At 43.7% G+C, this 19,049-nt stretch carries 23 protein-coding genes, 1 pseudogene and 1 riboswitch; of the genes and pseudogenes, 12 read left to right on the top strand and 12 right to left on the bottom strand.

The features are described 5' to 3' along the window. Window positions 1-2: 2 nt before the first annotated feature. From FU659_RS29405 to FU659_RS29390, 4 genes are all read right to left on the bottom strand, one after another. Window positions 3-338, bottom strand: a complete 336-nt coding sequence (locus FU659_RS29405) for a YrdB family protein (RefSeq protein ID WP_147950828.1) — start codon at window positions 336-338, stop codon at window positions 3-5. Window positions 339-490: 152 nt separating this feature from the next. Next, window positions 491-1,330, bottom strand: coding sequence for an SDR family oxidoreductase (locus FU659_RS29400; protein WP_147950827.1), 840 nt, complete (start codon window positions 1,328-1,330; stop codon window positions 491-493). Window positions 1,331-1,466: 136 nt separating this feature from the next. Continuing rightward, window positions 1,467-1,910 (bottom strand): MarR family winged helix-turn-helix transcriptional regulator, encoded by a 444-nt coding sequence (locus FU659_RS29395; protein ID WP_261808133.1) that lies wholly within the window; start codon window positions 1,908-1,910, stop codon window positions 1,467-1,469. Window positions 1,911-2,103: 193 nt separating this feature from the next. Further along, complete coding sequence (locus FU659_RS29390; protein WP_261808132.1) at window positions 2,104-2,586, bottom strand: biotin transporter BioY; 483 nt, start codon at window positions 2,584-2,586, stop codon at window positions 2,104-2,106. Between the two features lie 243 nt (window positions 2,587-2,829). Between FU659_RS29390 and FU659_RS29385 the strand changes: the two genes are divergently transcribed. The 6 genes and pseudogenes from FU659_RS29385 to FU659_RS29365 all read left to right on the top strand — a co-directional run bounded on the left by FU659_RS29385 (window position 2,830) and on the right by FU659_RS29365 (window position 8,889). Then, on the top strand, window positions 2,830-3,672 hold the full coding sequence (locus FU659_RS29385) for an ATP-binding cassette domain-containing protein (protein ID WP_147950825.1): 843 nt from the start codon (window positions 2,830-2,832) through the stop codon (window positions 3,670-3,672). Next, window positions 3,663-4,199 (top strand): annotated as a pseudogene (locus tag FU659_RS39060) (ATP-binding cassette domain-containing protein); the annotation flags it as partial. The gene FU659_RS29385 and the pseudogene FU659_RS39060, both read left to right, overlap by 10 nt. 159 nt (window positions 4,200-4,358) lie before the next feature. Continuing rightward, window positions 4,359-5,333 carry an energy-coupling factor transporter transmembrane component T gene (locus FU659_RS37810; RefSeq protein ID WP_261808130.1) on the top strand — a complete coding sequence of 325 codons (975 nt, stop codon included), beginning with the start codon at window positions 4,359-4,361 and terminating at the stop codon, window positions 5,331-5,333. A 214-nt stretch (window positions 5,334-5,547) separates the two neighbouring features. Continuing rightward, window positions 5,548-5,699, top strand: a riboswitch (cyclic di-AMP (ydaO/yuaA leader). Window positions 5,700-5,795: 96 nt separating this feature from the next. Beyond that, window positions 5,796-7,631, top strand: coding sequence for an APC family permease (locus FU659_RS29375; RefSeq protein ID WP_147950823.1), 1,836 nt, complete (start codon window positions 5,796-5,798; stop codon window positions 7,629-7,631). A gap of 44 nt (window positions 7,632-7,675) precedes the next feature. Then, window positions 7,676-7,936, top strand: a complete 261-nt coding sequence (locus FU659_RS29370) for a YqkE family protein (RefSeq protein ID WP_147950822.1) — start codon at window positions 7,676-7,678, stop codon at window positions 7,934-7,936. A gap of 38 nt (window positions 7,937-7,974) precedes the next feature. After that, complete coding sequence (locus FU659_RS29365; protein ID WP_187274480.1) at window positions 7,975-8,889, top strand: polysaccharide deacetylase family protein; 915 nt, start codon at window positions 7,975-7,977, stop codon at window positions 8,887-8,889. Between the two features lie 16 nt (window positions 8,890-8,905). Here FU659_RS29365 and FU659_RS29360 read toward each other — a convergent pair whose 3' ends face one another. Continuing rightward, window positions 8,906-9,121: a hypothetical protein gene (locus FU659_RS29360; RefSeq protein WP_147950820.1), complete on the bottom strand. Its 216-nt coding sequence runs from the start codon at window positions 9,119-9,121 to the stop codon at window positions 8,906-8,908. A 188-nt stretch (window positions 9,122-9,309) separates the two neighbouring features. On the opposite strand from FU659_RS29360, the gene FU659_RS29355 reads away from it, so the two are divergent. Both FU659_RS29355 and FU659_RS29350 read left to right on the top strand, forming a co-directional pair. Next, the gene (locus tag FU659_RS29355; RefSeq protein WP_147950819.1) at window positions 9,310-9,888 is read left to right on the top strand and encodes an NUDIX hydrolase; all 579 of its coding nucleotides are present in this window, start codon (window positions 9,310-9,312) and stop codon (window positions 9,886-9,888) included. Then, window positions 9,830-10,375: a DUF1284 domain-containing protein gene (locus FU659_RS29350; RefSeq protein WP_315971378.1), complete on the top strand. Its 546-nt coding sequence runs from the start codon at window positions 9,830-9,832 to the stop codon at window positions 10,373-10,375. Before FU659_RS29355 ends, FU659_RS29350 begins: the two co-directional genes overlap by 59 nt. A 37-nt stretch (window positions 10,376-10,412) precedes the next feature. Here FU659_RS29350 and FU659_RS29345 read toward each other — a convergent pair whose 3' ends face one another. Beyond that, entirely contained in the window at window positions 10,413-11,060 is a 648-nt protein-coding gene (locus tag FU659_RS29345; protein WP_147950818.1) for an SOS response-associated peptidase, read from the bottom strand. 72 nt (window positions 11,061-11,132) lie between these two features. Beyond that, window positions 11,133-12,224, bottom strand: a complete 1,092-nt coding sequence (locus FU659_RS29340; RefSeq protein WP_147950817.1) for a GGDEF domain-containing protein — start codon at window positions 12,222-12,224, stop codon at window positions 11,133-11,135. 315 nt (window positions 12,225-12,539) lie between these two features. Here FU659_RS29340 and FU659_RS29335 point away from each other — a divergent pair, with 315 nt between their 5' ends. Next, window positions 12,540-13,307 carry a TSUP family transporter gene (locus FU659_RS29335; protein WP_147950816.1) on the top strand — a complete coding sequence of 256 codons (768 nt, stop codon included), beginning with the start codon at window positions 12,540-12,542 and terminating at the stop codon, window positions 13,305-13,307. A gap of 286 nt (window positions 13,308-13,593) precedes the next feature. On the opposite strand, the gene FU659_RS35950 is transcribed toward FU659_RS29335, so the two are convergent. The 4 genes from FU659_RS35950 to FU659_RS29315 all read right to left on the bottom strand — a co-directional run bounded on the left by FU659_RS35950 (window position 13,594) and on the right by FU659_RS29315 (window position 17,234). Continuing rightward, window positions 13,594-13,821 carry a YvrJ family protein gene (locus FU659_RS35950; RefSeq protein ID WP_261808129.1) on the bottom strand — a complete coding sequence of 76 codons (228 nt, stop codon included), beginning with the start codon at window positions 13,819-13,821 and terminating at the stop codon, window positions 13,594-13,596. Between the two features lie 490 nt (window positions 13,822-14,311). Further along, a complete protein-coding gene (locus tag FU659_RS29325; protein ID WP_147950815.1) occupies window positions 14,312-14,560 on the bottom strand; it encodes a helix-turn-helix domain-containing protein in 249 nt (82 codons plus the stop codon). Between the two features lie 530 nt (window positions 14,561-15,090). After that, window positions 15,091-16,137, bottom strand: a complete 1,047-nt coding sequence (locus tag FU659_RS29320) for a hypothetical protein (RefSeq protein WP_147950814.1) — start codon at window positions 16,135-16,137, stop codon at window positions 15,091-15,093. Window positions 16,138-16,445: 308 nt separating this feature from the next. Next, on the bottom strand, window positions 16,446-17,234 hold the full coding sequence (locus tag FU659_RS29315; RefSeq protein ID WP_147950813.1) for a hypothetical protein: 789 nt from the start codon (window positions 17,232-17,234) through the stop codon (window positions 16,446-16,448). Between the two features lie 312 nt (window positions 17,235-17,546). Here FU659_RS29315 and FU659_RS29310 point away from each other — a divergent pair, with 312 nt between their 5' ends. Both FU659_RS29310 and FU659_RS35945 read left to right on the top strand, forming a co-directional pair. Continuing rightward, entirely contained in the window at window positions 17,547-17,927 is a 381-nt protein-coding gene (locus FU659_RS29310) for a hypothetical protein (RefSeq protein ID WP_261808128.1), read from the top strand. A 52-nt stretch (window positions 17,928-17,979) separates the two neighbouring features. Continuing rightward, window positions 17,980-18,147: a hypothetical protein gene (locus tag FU659_RS35945; RefSeq protein WP_187274478.1), complete on the top strand. Its 168-nt coding sequence runs from the start codon at window positions 17,980-17,982 to the stop codon at window positions 18,145-18,147. Here FU659_RS35945 and FU659_RS29305 read toward each other — a convergent pair. Further along, window positions 18,144-18,431, bottom strand: a complete 288-nt coding sequence (locus FU659_RS29305) for a hypothetical protein (RefSeq protein WP_147950812.1) — start codon at window positions 18,429-18,431, stop codon at window positions 18,144-18,146. The genes FU659_RS35945 and FU659_RS29305 overlap by 4 nt on opposite strands. Window positions 18,432-18,658: 227 nt before the next feature. On the opposite strand from FU659_RS29305, the gene FU659_RS29300 reads away from it, so the two are divergent. Next, a complete protein-coding gene (locus FU659_RS29300; protein ID WP_147950811.1) occupies window positions 18,659-19,006 on the top strand; it encodes a ParA family protein in 348 nt (115 codons plus the stop codon). The last annotated feature ends 43 nt before the right edge of the window (window positions 19,007-19,049 follow it).

Raw genomic sequence — 19,049 nt, 5'->3', positions numbered from 1 at the left:
TGCTAGACGCCAATGAATACTACAATGCGATGAAGGATATAAAGAAGTGCAAAAGTAAGGGCTAAAGAATGTTTGCCGGAAGCATAAAGAGCCGTTATGGCGGTAATAAAAATGGCTAGTTCAATAATAAACTGAAGGGGAGGAGAAACGGGGATCGATGCTTTCGGAGAAACGAAAATGCCCCATAGGATAGCTGCGATTAATGGGGAGCCAATGCCAGCCAAACTCTTTATCAGCATTCCTTTATCTAAATGAAATCCCCAATAGCCAAGCGAAGCAAGGATGCAAAGCTCTAATAGAAACCGTAAACCTAAATTCACAACTTTGATGATGATCATAAAATAAAAGCTCCTTTTCCGATAACTAAGTATAATAGTATTTTAACTAATATAATTAGTTTTTGCAAGCTTTTTCGCTATAGGAGTCTATCAGGGGATTCAATCTAAAAATACCACCTCAGAACAATGGCATGTTCTTAAGGTGGTATTTATTACATATTCAATTGTTTCTTACGTGTGTTCAGCATGCCATCTAACCCGGTTGGATCTTGACTTACTTTGTATTGGACGAAAGCTTCCGCTGCCTCGGAGGTGCGAATACGCAGAGGTTTAGGGTCCATATCTACCAGCTTTACCATCACATCGGCCACAGATTCGGATGTTTGCGGGACCGAGTTTCGTTTGGAAAACATATCGATATATTGGGTTAACGTTGCTTTGTATTCATCCTCCAAAATACCGCCGGTCTGTTGAATGTGACCCATCACCGTACTAGTGAAGTTCGTGGCAATAGCGCCTGGTTCAAGCAGAGTAACATCGATATTAAATGTTGGCTTGTAGTAGGTTGCCAAGCTTTCCAACAGACCTTCAACGGCAAATTTGGCTGAGCAATAAATTTCATTGAAGGGTTGGCCGACTAGCCCGCCCACGCTCGTTGTTGCGATGAGATGACCGGCGCCCGATTGACGCAGCAGCGGCAGTCCGGCACGGATCGTGTGCATAACGCCATAAACATTCGTATCAAAGACCATATGAATTTCTTCCATAGTGGCTTGTCCCAAAGACCGAAGAAATCCAAAGCCCGCATTGCAAAACAGCACATCGAGATGACCGTGATTCTGTTCAATCACATGGAAGGCCTTTTCCAACGATTCCGGCTGCGTGACTTCCATTTCAATAAAGTGAAGATTCGTATAACCGCTATGCTTTTCTTGATCACGTTCCACATTGCGTGTGCCTGCATAAACGATCCATCCCAAGTCAGCAAATTTTAAAGCTGTCGCTAAGCCGATTCCGGAGGAAGCACCAGTTATGGCGATAATTTTATTCATGAACAAACACTCCTTATGTTTAATTTTTAAACTGTTTAATAAATAAACAATATAACGAGTGAAACTTTTAGTCAAGAAATTAAAAAATCAACGCATAAAGGTTGGATTTTCAAATAGTTGATAGGTAGCGAAGGCGCTATAAAGGTAATTTCTCCAAGAGTTTTTTTAATACAGAAAGTTCCTCTGCCGTGTATGGGATGAACAACTGCTCAATTTTTTGATGATAAGCATCAAGAATCTCATTAATTAAATGATTCCCTTTATCCGTCACTTGTATAAGCAGACTTCTACGGCTGGTGGGGTGAGGCTTGCGAACAACAAGGCCTTGTTCCTCCAATTTATCCAAAAGCTGCGTAATCGCCCCGCGGGTTAAGCCAAACTCATTCGCAATATCGACGGCGATACAGTCAGGATGTTTGCGCAGAAATTCCAATGCATACATCATAATCGGTGAAATGTGAAATTGAGGGAGCACTTGAATGAGATAGGAAGAGATGACATTTTTAATTTCACGAAATTTATAAGTAATAACGGGATCATTGTTCATGAGATACAGCCCTTTTGTTAAGTTTCTATACATTATAGCAAGATTAGTGTTGTGAAACCAAGCATTCGTCTATAAACACAAAAAAAGAGATCCACAGCAACGGGCTGTGGATCTAAGTATTTATATTTTAAAGGGGGGTTGAACTTTATTATAGGCTTGCTTCATTAAAAAGAGATGAAAATAAGATTTCATTTTGATTACATTTTGAAAAGTTCAGAAACGATGTTTAGTTTGCACTCGAATCTCGATGATTCTTTACGACGTTATGAGAAGAAGAACCTGTTAGCCGCTGAGGCGGGAATACTTGACGAACGGGAGCGATAATAAGGGCGGCAACGATCGCTTTGACGGCATCGCCCAATAGGAACGGATAACAGGCGGCTGTCATAGCTTTGGCAAAGGTATAGGCCGGCAGTTTGTACATAAACCAAGGAACCCCGGCTAGATAGAGAAAGAGGGAGCCGAATATTTCCAGAACTAGGAAGGCAGCGAAATAACCCAGAATACCGTTCATGCGAATACGAGGTAAAAGGAGACCGATCAGCATCGCGGAAAATGGCCATATCATAATAAATCCGCCGGTCGGTCCAAGGACAATGCCAATACCCCCGGTCCCATGAAGCAGCGGGAACCCGATAGCTGTCAGGATTACAACAAGCATCATGCTCAGGAAACCGTAACGTGCGCCAAGCAAACCGCCGGCCAGCATGACAGCCAAGGTTTGAAGGTAATAGGAACAGGTGAAAAAGGCAATGTGATTTGGGCAAAACTGAATAAAACGAGGATAGCTGCAAAGAGTGCACTGAAAATAATACCGCGTAGCGTAAGTTTCATATTGTTCATCGCTCCTGATTCTGTTATTGTTAATGTATTGTCAACTTATCGAGTTGATACAGGTTAACAATTCAGATGATAGCATATCTTTTGAGAAAGTGAAAGGGACATTTTACATATGGCAAAAAGAGAGAAACTGGCAACATTGGAGAGCGCTTCTGTCATCTATCGGACAGAAGCGGAAGCGGGAAGGCAAGTATGGTCCGATGTTTCTATGGATATTTACGAGGGGGACTGGATAACAGTCATAGGCCCAAATGGCAGCGGAAAAAGCACATTAGCTAGTGTGCTTTTGGGCTTGTGTCCGCTATCTAGCGGGCGGCTTGTTCGGAACGCCAACTTGTCCATGCTTACAAGAGGTGTACTGCAAATACCGGACGCGCAGTTTGTCGGGGATACAATAGAAGATGAGTTTCATTACCTGCCCGGAACCCAAAACATGTCGAATGAAGAACGTGCCGAGTATTACAAAGAAGTATTGTTAACCGTAGGGTTAACGTTGCCTATTGAACGAACGCTCAGTACCTTGTCAGGGGGGCAAAAGCAGCTGGTAAACCTTGCAGCAGCGCTTGCTGCTAAGCCTTCTCTGCTTGTTCTGGATGAACCTACCGCCATGCTTGATCCAGCGGCAAGAAAGGAAGTCAGTCAAGCTGTACACAAAGCGCATAAACGGGGAACGACTATTGTTTGGATTACACATCGGATGGACGAAGTGGCGGAAGCTGCGCGTGTGGTTGCTTTCGGTGATGGACATGTTATGTATGATGGCGAGCCGAGAGCATTTTTTTACGGAGATCAAAGCGATGGACAATCTACTGTTACTCCTTGTACGTCGTTGGATCTCGAACCCCCATTTGCTGTACAAACCGCTATAGCATTACGTCGGCAGGGCTATGATTTAAAGCTTCTTCCACTGGACGCGGATGAACTGGCAGAGGGGGTATCAACCTTATGCCTATAATTCTGCAAAATATTCACGTTTGCGCGCCCGATCAACAACAAAATCTACTGCTGAAAGACATCAATATGACGTTGATTGACAACTCCGTGACGCTTTTAATTGGTCATACGGGATCTGGAAAATCTACTTTGCTGCAAGTCATGGCGGGAATTACCGAGCCCTTCTCAGGATCAATTACGATGGATGAGCGCTCTTACTGGCATAAGCGAAAAGTAGACCCAGACCTCCTGAGACGTGTGGGGTTAACATTCCAATTCCCTGAACAACAGCTGTTCGCTCGTACGATTCGCCAAGAATTTGCATACTCGCTGCATCCTTATAGGCTCAAAGCTGAAGATCGCGAGTCGCGCATTCGCAACGCTTGCGCTGACCTTGATCCCCAGGGGGCCTTCGACATGGATAGGTCCCCTTTCTCACTCAGCGGCGGACAGCAGCGCCGTCTCGCGCTTGCCACAACCTTCGCCACTGCGCCCGATTGGCTCCTCATGGATGAGCCGACTGCCGGCCTGGAGGCGGCAGCCGTCCGCGAATTGCTGCGCATGATTCGCGAGCCAGGTTGTGGCGGCTTCGTCATCGCCACGCACGATCTGGACACGTTCTTTCCGCTAGCGGACCGTGTCCTTGTTCTAGACCGCGGCGAGCTCGTCTTCGACGGCTCGCCGGAAGCGCTCTGCCGCGCGCCGGAGGTGCTCACGCGCGCGGGAGTCGGCCTCCCGAGCTGCGTGGAGGCCGCGGTTGCCTTGGCGCGCTATGGCATCGCCATCGCGCCCGACCTGCTCACGCCGGAGCAGGCTGCTCCGGCGATTGCTGCAGCGCTGCGTGAACGCCGCAGCGCCCCGTCGGCGCCGCAAGCGGCAGCGCCGAGCACTAACGCCACGCGCGAAGCGAGCGTGGCGCAGGTGCCTCCGCCGCAGGCCGGGTGGCTGCGGCTGGACCCGCGCGCGAAGTGGCTGCTCTACTTGCTGCTGGTCATCGGAACGATGCGGCAGCAGCAGTGGATCGGCCTCGCAACTGCGGCGCTGCCGATTGCGCTTGCTTTTATCGGGCTGCCTCGATCCGCACTTCGCGGCAGTCTCAAAATTGTTGTCCCCTTCCTAGCTTTCATACTATTCTCTATCAGTCTGGCAGGGCTGGATGTGACCATCACGGAGGGGCATTTCCGGCTCGGCTTCTCCGTGGAGCGGAGCTTGAGCACAGCGCTTAATTTGACACGCCTCCTCATCGTTATTATTTCGGGGTATTGGTTAGCCGTTACTACGCCATATGGCCAGCTTGTTCAGGGGCTTAACTGGGTGCTGCAAGGGCTCAAAAAGATCAAGCTGCCTGTTGAATCCTTCTCCTTGGCAGTTTCACTTATTTTCCGCTTCATTCCTATGATCTTGCGTGAATGGCAGCGGTTTTCAGCAATTGTACGAGCCAGAGGCAAGGCGAATATTCGTCCTGGCGCCGTTCGTGCCAGAGATATCCCTGCCTTGGTCGTCCCGCTGCTGCTTGCTATGTTTCATAAAGCTGAACAAATGACAGTGGCCATGGAAATGAAACAAACGAATGGGAAACAAACCTTGATCCAGAAGAATCTGTCGAAGTGGCGAAGCGCGGATACGATTTTAGTGGCCGGAGGTCTCTTATGTTTCGGGATGCTCCTATGGTTATCCAATTAACATTTAATTGCGCTAATCGATCGTCAATTCCCTGGCTTTGCTTAGATAATGCAAAAAGATCGAGCAAATGCATGAATAATAGAAGCAAATGAAAGAATTAGATGATTGTAAGCGGATTATTGCGTGTTTGCGTAAGCGGATCTCCTTTTTTTAGTTTTTTCTAACCTTTACTATGTCGCAAGAAGAGAGTAGTATTCAACTCGTACCTTAACAGTTGAATATTGCGCTTAATTTTCTGATAAGAAAAGCGGGGGAACCACAAGTTTCATGGGGTGAGTAAAAGTGTAAGCGGATTACACATTTTAGGGCAGATTTCTCGCGGCCCGAACCCGACAGCTAACCTCGTAAGCGATCGTGAGAAGGCAAACATGTGTATAAACACAAGGTCTGACCTTGTGTTTTTTGCGTCCTAATGGGCAATTTAAGGGCAGAAATCAGGTTTAAATGGGGGAACAACTAGGAATGACAAGCGACTCAATCAAAAAAATAGTTTTCGGCAAACCGCTCAAATCGAGCGAGATGGAATCCGAAAAAATGCAGGTATGGAAAGCACTGCCTATCCTTTCCTCGGATGCACTTTCGTCCGTGGCTTACGGTACAGAGCAGATATTATTGGAGCTTGCAACGGTTGGTGTTGCTGCTTTTGCATTTTCATTGCCTATCGCGGTATCCATTATTGCCTTAATTCTTCTGCTTGTTATTAGTTATCGACAGGTCATTGAAGCTTATCCGCAGGGCGGCGGAGCTTACATGGTTTCGAAGGAAAATCTGGGGATGGTTTGGGGAAGACTTACCGGCGTTTCTCTCTTGATCGATTATACCTTAACCGTTGCGGTATCTATTTCCGCCGGCGTTCAGGCGATTACCTCTGCATTCCCGATAACAGTACCTTATATTGTTCCCATTGCTTTGCTGCTTGTTTGGATTATGGTTTGGTTGAATTTGCGAGGCACATCTGAATCAGGCACTATTTTCGCTATTCCTACGTACTTTTTTATCCTTTGTGTCTTATTGTTAATCGGCAAAGGGACTTTCGATATGTTAACAGGCTCTTTGAACACCCATCCTATACAGATTGTACCCAGTGCGATGACTGGCTCATTGACCTTATTCGTTCTTCTGAAAGCTTTCTCATCCGGATGTTCCGCAGTAACAGGTATCGAGGCCATTTCAGATGCCGTCCCGCATTTCCGTACGCCATCTGTTAAAAATGCCAAACGTACATTGGCTTCACTTGGTACGCTATTAGCAATCGTATTCGGGGGAGTTACCTTACTGAGCTTAGGCTATGGCATTGCGCCGGATCCCAAAGGACATACGTCCGTTTTGTCCATGGTTACTGAGCAGGCTTTCGGTCGCGGTACGATGTATTATGCGACTCAGATTGCCACTATGCTCATTTTGACGCTGGCTGCTAACACTAGCTTTAATGGCTTTCCGATTCTGGCCTCTATTATGGCACAAGACAAAAACTTTCCGCGAATGTTCTCCTTCCGGGGAGATCGCCTTTCGTTTAATTATGGGATTATCACGCTCGGGGTCCTGGCAAGTCTTCTGCTTATTGCTTTCAAAGGTAAAACGGATGGACTCATCCCGTTGTATGCTATCGGTGTGTTCTTGTCCTTTACGCTTGCGCAGAGCGGTTTAGTTCGCAAATGGCTCCGAGAGCGCATCGCCGGTTGGTTCGGAAAGCTGCTTATTAATGGTTTAGGAGCCATTGTTTCCTTTGGTGTCTTATTGATTTTCTGTTTCACTAAATTTGCCGAAGGCGCTTGGATCGTGATCATTGTAACGCCGCTGCTATTGTGGCTAATTACCAAAGTCAACAGCCATTATGATGATGTCGCCAAACAATTGCGTATCGATATTGAACAGGAACGCGTATGTGTCAAAGAGCCTGTTATTATCGTACCGGTAGCAGGCATTCATCGGGTTGTGGCTCAATCATTGAACTACGCCAGATCCTTATCTCCTAACGTTATCGCTTTTTACGTATCCTTTTCGGACGAAGAGGAAGCGTTAATGGAAGAGAAGTGGAACAAGTGGGACCCTGGCGTACGATTGGTTATATTTAAGTCTCGTTACAGAACCATCGTGAAGCCATTGGCTGAATTCATTGAGCGAATCGATACGCATGTTTCTGAGAAACAATCGATCATGGTCATTTTGCCGCAGTTTATTCCTAAAAAATGGTGGCACCGGCTGCTTCATAACCAATCGGCTTCGCGGATTCGTTCAAAATTGCAAGCGGATAAAGATATTGTTGTAGCTACCGTGCCGTATCATTTACACGAGTAGGGGTGTACAATAAAGGGGACTAATGAAATAGAGGTGAACCCAAGATGGCCAAGAAAAAAGGATCGACCACAACTGCTGTCGCCAGCGTGCAAGATAAACCGACAACGCTGAAAGATTTATTGCGTCCGGAAATTTTAGAAGGTCTCAAAGCACAATCGGATGCGATGAAAGCCGAAGAACAAGCGCGTAAAGACGCCCAGAGGGCGCAGGCCGAAGCAGCACGTAAAGCGGAAGAGAAGCGGCTGGAGAACGATTTTGGACATTTGCTCGAGAAGAGCAGTCCGGACTGGCGTAAACACAAATGAGGGAGCGCACGATGTGCCTCCTTTTCTTTCTTTTCCTTGTGGTAGCGTTCTCAGGATGCGGCGTACACAATGAAGCTGCCCTAGGAACGGTTGAACCCAATCCGTCATCGGCTCAGGCAGAAGCGTCATCGTCACCAAGCCCAGCATCGACTCCATCTCTTGAACCTAAACCATCACCGAGTCAAACACCTGCTCCTCTTTCGAGCTCTATTGGTTCGGTTCCTCAGGTTAAGCATGCTTTTTCTGCTGCGGAGGAAGCTGTAGTGAAGCAGTACAGATCAGCCATCCCCCAAAAATGGGGCGAGCGGTTGCCGGGTATTCGAACACATATCGTGACGAAGGAGCCGCTCATTGCACTGACCTTCGATGCGTGCGGAGGGAAGGAAGGCAGCGGGTACGACAAGAAACTGATCGATTATTTGATCAAGGAGAAGATCCCTGCAACGTTATTCGTGAACGCGAGATGGATAGAAGCCAATCCCGATATCTTTGCCCAATTGGCGGCAAACCCGTTGTTTGAAATTGAGAACCATGGTACGGAGCATCGACCACTATCGGTTAACGGCAAATTAGCCTATGGCATTAAGGGTACCAAAAGTGTAGAAGAAGTTATTCATGAAATCGACGATAACGCTGACCACATCGAAAAGCTGACGGGGCGCCGCCCCTTGTTTTTTCGTTCAGGAACGGCTTACTATGATGATGTTTCGGCAAGTATCGTTCATGATTTAGGGTTTCAGGCGGCAGGCTACAATGTGCTGGGCGACGCGGGAGCTACCTATAACACGGAACAGGTTTATCAAGCGTTGACAAAAGCGAAAAGCGGTTCGATTGTTCTTGCTCATATGAACCATCCGGAGAAAGATACGGCGGAAGGTGTCATGAAGGCCATTCCCGTCTTGCAGAAAGCGGGCTTCCGCTTTGTTCAATTAGCTACTTACGACTTAGACTGAAGGGTAGCTGCTGAGGTTACCTTTTTTTCATTTCAAAAAATTCACAAGCCTCACGATCATAATACGTTAAATCACTGACGCGTGTCTGGACGACAATTGTCGTTTCACTAAACCGCAAAACGACGGCATTTGAATCGACGATATGATCATCTTTAAAAACTCGGACAGCAGCCTGTCGTTCCACCGCATCTTGAAAATCATTGTCCGTTACTAGCCTTTGGTTTCTTGCCATTGTTCATTCCCCTTGTTTGGTTATTATGCTTTTTTTATTGTACCACAGGATAGGCATTTACCTAAGCTGGGAGAACATTTCCGTTTAAGACGGTTCTGTTTTTTCTAAGGAATAGGATTTGCTTATTACCGTGATTTGGGATTAAGCTACAAGATAGATCGTTAAATAAGCACTTGGAGATGAGACAGTTGGAAGCTAAGTTCTGTATGAGCTGCGGGGCCGCTATGGAGACGCGTGATGTGGATGGCACGATTCGAAGAGCCTGCACAGTGTGCAGTTTTGTTCATTGGGGCAATTACAGCATTGGGGTCGGAGCGCTTGTGATGAAGGAAGGTAAGATGCTGCTTGTACGCAGAGCCCAGGAACCGGGGAAAGGTAGATGGACCAACCCAGGCGGATATATTGAACAGCATGAGCTGATTGAAGATACGATTGAGCGTGAAGTTATGGAAGAATGTGGCGTCAAAGCCGTTGTCAATCGACTGGTAGCGGTGCGCGATCTTCCCAGAAGCATACATAATGTGTATATCGCTTTTGAAATGGATTATGTAAGCGGCGAGCCTGTGCCTGACGGTGTGGAGGTAGATGCTGCAGGCTTTTATAGTTTGGCAGAGATGGAGACGATGCCTGTTGCCGACTTCACTCGCTGGTTGGTCGATGTTGCCGTTCATTCCGATCACACGGGTTTAGTCGCGGATAAAGAACCGATTGTTAAAATGGACGGATATGGCTTGTATCGTGTCCAGCAAGCCGCAGCTAACCGCTAAGGCAACAAGCAGCGCTGTTTTTTTCTATTTAAGGAGCGAGATGTTGATAAGGGGGACTAGTATGCCGATCGGACTTCGGGGGCATCATTTGCTCTGTTTGCTTGGTTATAGGGGAATGGGATATTCCAAGGAGTTTTGTGAAAATATGACGACCGTCTATGAGACGCTGCGGCAGCATCCTGAAACGCAAATTCGGATTGTCTTAGGACCTGATGATTTGTGTGCGGTCTATCCGAAGGATCAGGAATCTCACTGTGAGAACAAAACGGTTTATCAGCGGGATGCTGAGATCGTGAGTAGACTGGGTTTAGAGGTTGATATGGAGCTGAGCTGGTCAGAAATCTGCGGGCAAGTTGCGGATCAGGTAAAGCCGGCTGATATCGGCCATCTCTGCGCAACCTGTCGTTGGGAGCCTTATGGTGTATGTGCTGATGGAGTGCGTTTAATCGGTGAAGGTCGCGCTTTGCCACCTGTAAATAATAAATAAGAGGGTTTGCGCTTTGGCGCAAGCCCTCTTATTTATTTTATACAACGACGCTGATATCCGCCCCGGTTTCCATCTTCTCTTCCGGCGACGAGAGGATATTCGCTATCATAAGCAAATCATCAACAGGTCGCAGGAGGGACCGTAGTGCCCGCGTATCCTTCAACTCCGGCTGCAACCACTTTTCCGCCTGTTCTTGATCGAGTATGGCTGGCATTCTGCGTTGATAGGGGGACACGAGCGAGTTCGCTTCTGTCATGATCATCATGCAAGTACGAAGCTCTTCATCACCGGACGGAGCTTGCCAAATGTCATACAGACCTGCGATGCCGAAGGTGCCGCTGCGCATTTTGAATTTAATCCAGCGGGTTTCTTTGCCGTGCGTCTCACTGACATAGAAACCGCTGCAAGGGATAATACAGCGTTGCTTTCTGACAATGTGCTCAAACACTTCATTGGTGAAAATGGAATCGCGATCCCCGCATACAGCATCTTTTGCCCAGAACGGCATCAGACCCCAACGAAACTCATCAAGGACACGTTCTCCTTTTCTACTGACCATAATGGCCGAAACGGACTCCCGGGGCCGAACTTCGTAACGGTTGGAGCTGTGTGCCAGCATGCGATCTACGTTGAATTGTTGGACGAGTTCGCCTGCATCAGCAAGCATGGATATGGATTGACACATCGTGACCACCTCATTTAATTTTTGGCTATTATTGGACTAATCAACCAAATTTATGTATGAGGGTGGAAACTTTTATTCGGAAAGGTGTGAATGAATCCGATTTTTTCCGTTACGTTTGGCAATATATAAGCATTCGTCGACGAGCTGAAACCATGCCTTTTTCATCGTATTCCGATTGTAGGGAGCTAGTCCCAAACTCATGGTCAGTTGTTGGCCCGCCATCTCAGGAATTTCGGTCTCACGGATGATTTGCATCAGTTGTTCACACAAAACCATCACTTCCTGTTGTGTTTTTCCTACAAAGAGCACGGCAAACTCTTCTCCGCCGTAACGAAAAGCCATATCATCGTTTCCGAGCACATCTTTCAGTGTGCAGCCGATCGTTTTCAATACGACATCTCCTACCCAATGACCATAGGTATCATTAATTTTTTTGAAATTATCGATATCCATGAGGGCAAGGACAAGGGGCGTATCATAGGGCATATGCGAAATGAGATGGTCCGTATGCTCTTGAAAGGAACGATGATTGAATAGCTCTGTAAGTGCATCCACCTTGGAGAGTCGATCGATCATTACATTGCGTATCAGCAGGTCCTGCTCTCTAACGACCGATGATTGTAATTGGTTAATGAGGTGCAGTCCTTTATCCATTATGGTGAAACAGACAATCGTTGTTACTGTTATAACGGTAAACGGCACAATGATTTGGTAAGGCGTTGTGGCGTGGCCCTGGGCGGCCTGGCAAATAATTAAGGCTATTAAATAACAGCTGCCTAAAATATAAGCGAACCAAATATGTTTCTTTTGAAAATATACGGATGATAAAAGAATCGGCAGGCTAATTAATTCGTAGCTGATTCTTAATTCTGGAATACAAAGGATGTAAATACTAGCTGCTGTCATCGTCCACACAATCAAGATAAAATCACTATATGGCTTCAGAAGCCTGATGGTCGCATAGCCTGCAGCCATCAGGCTAAGCTGTGAACAAGTTGGAATGACTTGGTACTGCATAAAGCTGGAGAACCATTTATTGGGCTGTTTATAAATCTCAAAGAAAAAGCCTAGCATCGCAGCAACTTCGTAAATTAATAAAATCCACCATAGCATATGAATAAGCCTTCGATTCCAAATCTGGTCATTCGCTGGGAGCTGTTCCATCTGGGTGGGGCCACTTTCCTTTCCGTGGTAGCAATAAATGGAAAACGTTTTGAGCCTTTAGTCATCATTGTAAAGAATGAGACCCTATTTAGGCAAGAAGTTTACAAGCGTAACTGACCACATGGCTAATAAATAGGATGGAAAATTCAGGATGGCCATGGCATCTCAAGGTTAAGTACATGCATGGGAACATGATAAGGACGAGCTGAGTGTATTGGATAAGAAGCTGGGCTACTGCGCTCTACTATGAATTCTGCTATAGTGACTATATGATTATGTCATAGAATTCGATAGGTTAAAGGGGTCTCAAGTAGCATGGTACATTTGAGTTTGGAAATGATGATCTTCGTCATCGTCGGCGGGTTTCTCGCCGCCTACATTGATTCAGTAGTTGGGGGTGGCGGGCTCATTGCCGTTCCCGTTTTATTAGCAACAGGACTGCCTCCTGCTGTCGCATTGGGCACGAATAAACTGGCCAGCACGATGTCTTCTCTGACGAGTATGATCTCGTTCATGCGGTCGGGCAAGGTGGATCTAAAAGCCGTCTGGGGGTTATTTCTATTATCCCTTACAGGGGCGGTTTGTGGAACAACAGTGCTTCGTCAAATCCCATCCGATTTCTTGAAGCCACTCGTTGTGGTTATGCTTATACTGATTACGATTTACACCGTGTTTCGTAAAAGCTGGGGGGAACGTTCCACGTTCAAATCGTATTCCACCAAAACTGCTTTTTTAATGGGAAGCGTTGCTTTCGGGTTAGGTTTCTACGATGGTTTTTTTGGACCGGGAACAGGTTCCTTTCTCATTTTTGCCTTTCTGATGCTAGGGTTTGACTTCGTAAGAGCTGCGGGGAATGCCAAAGTATTAAATTTTGGAAGTAATGTGGCGAGCTTGGCTACCTTTATGTTTCTGGGATCCATTCATTATGGTGTGGGATTGGTCATGGGCATTGCCATGGTGGGGGGGTCATTGCTAGGCTCGCGAATGGCGATTCGTAAAGGTGCCACATATGTGAGACCGCTTTTTCTTACCGTATGTGTGCTATTAATTAGCAAGCAAATTTGGGATCTTTTTATGAAATGAGATCTTACGCGATCTTTCATGGATAAAAGGGGCTGACCCAAGCTAACATGGCCTGACGGCCGTTAGATAGTCTCATAATATGTGCATAAGAACCTTCGAAGCCCGAGAAAAGACGTAAGGGTAGAGATAGCAAAAAGCCCCGTCATGTCGTGGCGGAGCTAACAGGGCTGGCGGGTACTTTTTAAAATAGCAAGATAACGTCATAATTCTGCTTCGGGTGAAGTCCTAGATTTGTCTTTCTCAATCAACACATAACGACCTAATTGCTTAGTAAGGTATGCTTCACTTACTCAGATTTCATGCTTTTGATTGCCTGCAGCAGCTCATTCATAGTCGCGTCCAGTTTATCTAGCCTTTGATGAAAACTCGTAAGCAAACTACGGAGTAATATTCCTGCCACTACAATTGGAAACCCCACATTACTAACAATTTGAATATAATCAGTATCAATCATAAAATCATCTCCTTTTTTTAAAAGCCAGTAGAGGGATCTACTGGCTTTCCCTTTTAACATGTTCATTTCTTAGCTGTATACTTGCCATCCCATACGGAAGTTGTCACTAGTGTCAGCATCATACGAAATTGTGAAATAGTCACAGACAGCGCCCGACCATAACCCCCTAGGTGAGGATTAGTCTAAAGGAGATCCTGATCCTGCAGAATCTGCCTTGAAAGAGCGGTGTTTAGCAAGGAAGTAGACGAGATGCTCAAGGAAGTATGTTTGGAAATGTCAAAGAGCCATGAAATCGAATTTCTGGAAATTGGGACGGATAAATATTTTGTGAATACGGTCAGCGAAGCAACAATTAGGAGTTATGTAAAGAATCAAGCCACCCCACCCCCATATTGTACACCATCCCTAAATATTATTTTTATAGTTGTCCAACACTGAGGATCAACAAAAGGGATGCAGTTCCAAACAAGTTCACTTCTGACCTTTTGGAACCGTCTCGTTTCTCCCCTCACTTATAAAGGTAAATAAACTGATCATTTTACAACCACAATCAATCTCTATAATTTTCTAAGCGGCTCAACATGATTTTGTTTCGTACTATAGCGATGAATTCCACTTTCAAAGCTTGTACTGCTTCCTCGTGCGGCATCTTGGTAAAGCGGGCTAAGTATTTGATATCCTGATCAAACACCTGCAATAAATATTCCATTGCAGCATTGTCACCATTCTGCGCTCGATTAAAAATGTCTACGAAGCTAGCACTACCTTCCTTATCATCTCGATACCCTTTATTTTCCATTTACTCACCGCCTGCTGACTAATGTTAAGTTCAAGGGCAATCTCCTTTTCACTGAGTCCATCGATAATGATTCGTTTAATAATGTATCTTCCTTTACTCGAAGGAATCATCTTGAGTAGTTCTTCAACATATAGCTTAGAAACTAGATCAATAGAAAAATTTATTGACAGGCCTGTGTTTCTTTCATTATCTAAAACAAGTAATTCATTACGGTAATAGACCCTTGTACGATATTGAAGTTTCCAAGCAACATATTTTAGAAGTTGTCGACATGAATCTACGGTAACTGTCATCAGCATTAACACCATCTTTTCAGGGAGAATTTAATCCTCAACATCCTAAGTGAAAAATCAACATTTTTTACAACCATAGAGACAAACATGATATTCAAATCATTTGTCGAAATGTTATAGAAAGATTTAGTAGAGAAGGACGATGGCTAAAGTAAAGATGTCGCTCATAGATGGCGTGCTTTCTTAGTATGAGAGGAAAAAGGAGGTCAGATCCTATAGAGGATCTGACCTTTTTAATCAGAGTAGACGAGCACCAATGGCAAGGGGAGTACTCGAGACTGCTGGAACAACAACCTGGAAAGACTCTGATTGAGTAGCCCAAGCCCCAACAGTTACTTCCAAAATATCTAGGCTACTCCAACCTGCCACATCTCCCCATTGTCCGGAGGGAGAGTATCTGTATCCGACTCCTTGATAGTAAAAACAAGGAAAGAGTTTGCCGCCAGTACTACCAATGAAAATTCGATACGTACGGGATGAACCGCTATCATTGTAGATCGGTAAAGTAATATTCATTTGTTGCCCGTAGTTGCCTAAAACCCCACCAGATGCAGCTCCACTCTGGTCTCCTACCCAGGGAACGTCGACACCATTAAAAGTATCGCCGGCAGCAGCAAGAGTATAGTATTTACCTTTTTGGTCGGAAGGGGACAATGCATTAAAATTCGTGGTGTTCCAATAGCCACCTTGAGTAATACCACGAACCCTATTAGTTCCATCAACTGCAGCTGCTGATTGTGCATTACTAGAATTGGAAATATAGGCAAGATCCCAAAGAGTTGCATTAGCATCAATACCATTGCTATCCGTAACACTCACTCGTGCAACAATTCCAAACACACCACCATTAGGAATTCCACTTTGAAGGAAGATGTTACCGTAGCCACCAGGCTGTACTGTTACCGACAAAGGGGTGTACATACTTGTATTCCAAAAAGACAGCCAAGCATCAGAATCAGGTTGAGCACCAGAATATTTTGTTAATCCATAGTTGGAAGAGGAGACTTTGATTGGAAAAGCATTTGGATTGTAAACGAGAATGCAGTTAGTGAGGGTGGAACCACTACCGTTAGAATGCCAAGTGTAAACCTGACCAGTTCCTTTTACTGGTGCACGGTTAAGATAGCAACCAGCGTCTGCGATTGCAACGTTTTTAACGGTTTCAGGATTGTTCGAGTAAAAGAAAAAACCTCCTGCCAAGCTAGTGGAGCTAGTTCCGCGCGGAGCGGAAGGATCATACCCAAAATTCTTTGGAGTATTGCTATTAATAACAACAGTTGCCATTTTAATTCCTCCATCTTTTTAATGCGTTACGTTACGCAATATTGAAGGTTAAAAAAGAGGGGGAATCCACGAATTCAGAAGTGTGTCCCCTACACCATTTGAATTCGACTCATTCATTAACCTTAAACACACTATACCATATAGCGTAACGTAACGCAATATGGTATAGTGTGATTTTTTGAGCAGCCGGTCATATCATTGTTATTGTAATAAAATTATTATAATTTGATGTTACCGTTAATCAAAGAGGTCACAAAACAAAATTAGACCAACCCAATTAAGGATTGATCTAACCTTTGTTAAATTGATCATTGGACATATACGACGATGGTGTTTGATAAGTCTGGATTAATCATTTGAGAATTACTTCTTTCTAGGGAACCGAAAGCCCCCACATTATATTCAATGGTTATAGGTTGACTGATCGAAACTTGATATTGCCCAGGAGGAACAGAATTACCATCCATATCTTTTTTATCCCAATAGAGAATAGGGGATTTAATTCCCCAAACAACTTTCGTATCACTGCCGGGGATCAAATCTCCAGTAGGGGGGGGCACGTTTGGAGAGGAAATATCTCCACTCCAAACAAGTTTAAGTGGTTGTCCCTCTATAATCCTTTCAATTTTTATTTCGAGTTTAGCTTTGGGAGAGTTAATTATTTCTTTACTTGTATTATAAAGTATTGCATGAATTCCAATTGAGTTGCTGCTTGGCCCAGTATCGGTTTGAACTTGATCTAGCTTTAAAGAAAGGGGAGAGGTAGGTAAATTTCCTGGAGACACGGCTGTTAGTCTCCAAGGTTCTGGAGCAGAATAAATGTCAATTTGAGGTAATGAATCGGTTGTTGAATGGGGAGGAACGTATTTTACAATAGATCCCATGTTTTCAGCAAAAGAACGCAGCGGAATATATACACTATTGTTGTAATTTAATATAGTGTTATTACCCTCAATGCTACTTACTTTCCCTTCCTTATGAATATTAATTGCACTTGGAAATAAAATTGCTTGAACAGTGGGACTAGACGATGCAACTGCAACAGTGGCAAAAGATAAAAGTACTCCCGATGTTACACCAATTACAAATTTTTTCATAAAGTTCATCCCTTCCGATTTCATCTTTGTTGAGAGCTAAACAGAATGTATTGTCTGACGCAAAATTAGGGGTTAATTAGACGTACTGGGTTTTATGTTTATTGTTGTATGCTTTGTAATTTACAACGATAAAAACCAGTGAGATGTTTCAATAATAAAATAAAATAATGAAAATATTGATAATAAAGGATTTTCACTTAAAATATTGGTATCTAATAAGGTTCAATTATATTGCGTTATACCACGTATCGTATTAAAATATATTTTGTATTATAAATTTAATAATAACACTTATTGGGAGGAAATGGGAAAATGATGAAGTATTCAATCAATTTATTTGGCCAAAATATAAGTTGCATATTAACTGTAGAAAATGAAAAGTTGCTAATTACGTTATTAGATGAGGAACAAAAATCTCTAAATGGTTATCTTAAAAGAGTTCTCCAAAAGTATGATCAGGATTTCGAAAATGATATTAATTCTTTCGAAACATTAATTAAAAAAGGCATAAAAATAGAAAAAAGCTTAAGTGGAAATATGAGCGAACCGAAAATAAAGTTACCTTATGAGTTTGCTCCGGAGATAAAAGAAAAACTTATTGAAGCTGCGGACATCCAGAATATGTCCGCAACCCAGTTAATAATTAAATTAATAGAAGAAAAATATCAAAATGTCTTTGGAAATGCACATTAAATCATTAAATACTATTTTAAAATAAAATTTAATGAATAGGAGAGAAGTGAATATGGCTTATGGTAACAAATTGAAATTTCATTATGACATACCTATGTATGTAAAGAAACAACTTGCTGATACTGCGAAAAAATTAAATATAACAGCTACGGAATTATTAACGAGGATGATTGAACAAGAGTATGAGAGAGCTAAGACTGAGAAAAATGAGAAGAGCTAACTAATGTTTAATTTTTTCGCTAAATGAATAAAAGCTTTAAGATCACTTAAATCTAAGGAAAAGTACACGTAATCGTAATCATCAGAAAATGAGCTATTATGGAAAAAGTAAGCATGGTTGAATGGTTCTGAGTTGCTAGTAATAAGAAGAATTAAGTAATAATAGCCATTGATATATTCGGTTTCAATAGTATACTCCACATCAGATGCCTCTGAATCTAATATTATTTTGATATGGTTTTTTATTTTTTTAAAAGGTATGTTTTCAAGATTCCAATTAGACATAAAACTACTCCACGCTCCCCTCCATGGCTACGGTTGCAATCAAAAGGATAAAATTCCATATGTTTACCAATTCATTATATTGCGTATCGTATCGGTACGCAATATAATTTTGTTTATATGGATAAAATTATGTTTATCTCTTTGAATTTGCTTTATTTATCTCTCTATATATAGGATGTAAACAAATGTAAGTTTCCGAGTGAATATACAGAACCGTATTAGAAGCTATGAAAGAGAAAGGTCCACGTCTTTTTATTCTGAAAGTTAAAGAAAATCTAGACCTATTACCGGCTGAAGATATCCTGGCCACTTTTTCTAGATGGTTATACCGAGAACAGCGCGGCGATGTAAATGTTACTTTAGGGAAAACTCTCGCTGCTGTTAAAGACAAATACGATTACATACTGATTGATCTTCCTCCTAACTTAGGAGATCAAACTATCAATGGATTAACAGCAAGCGATTACGCTATAGTAATCCTTCAAAGTGAACCTTTCTGCTACTCAGCTGATGAATATGGCTTCCTCGCTATCTACTATTGGTTTGTTAAATTGAAAACCAGACGATACTTCTAGTAAGTTGAAGCGGAGGTATGGTTTATGGAAGAATATGAGAACG

The sequence above is a fragment of the Paenibacillus sp. N3.4 genome (assembly GCF_008017805.1).
Taxonomy (GTDB): domain Bacteria; phylum Bacillota; class Bacilli; order Paenibacillales; family NBRC-103111; genus Paenibacillus_E.
The sequence above is the reverse complement of the archived record's forward strand: the minus strand, read 5'-3'. Positions and strand labels throughout refer to the sequence as shown.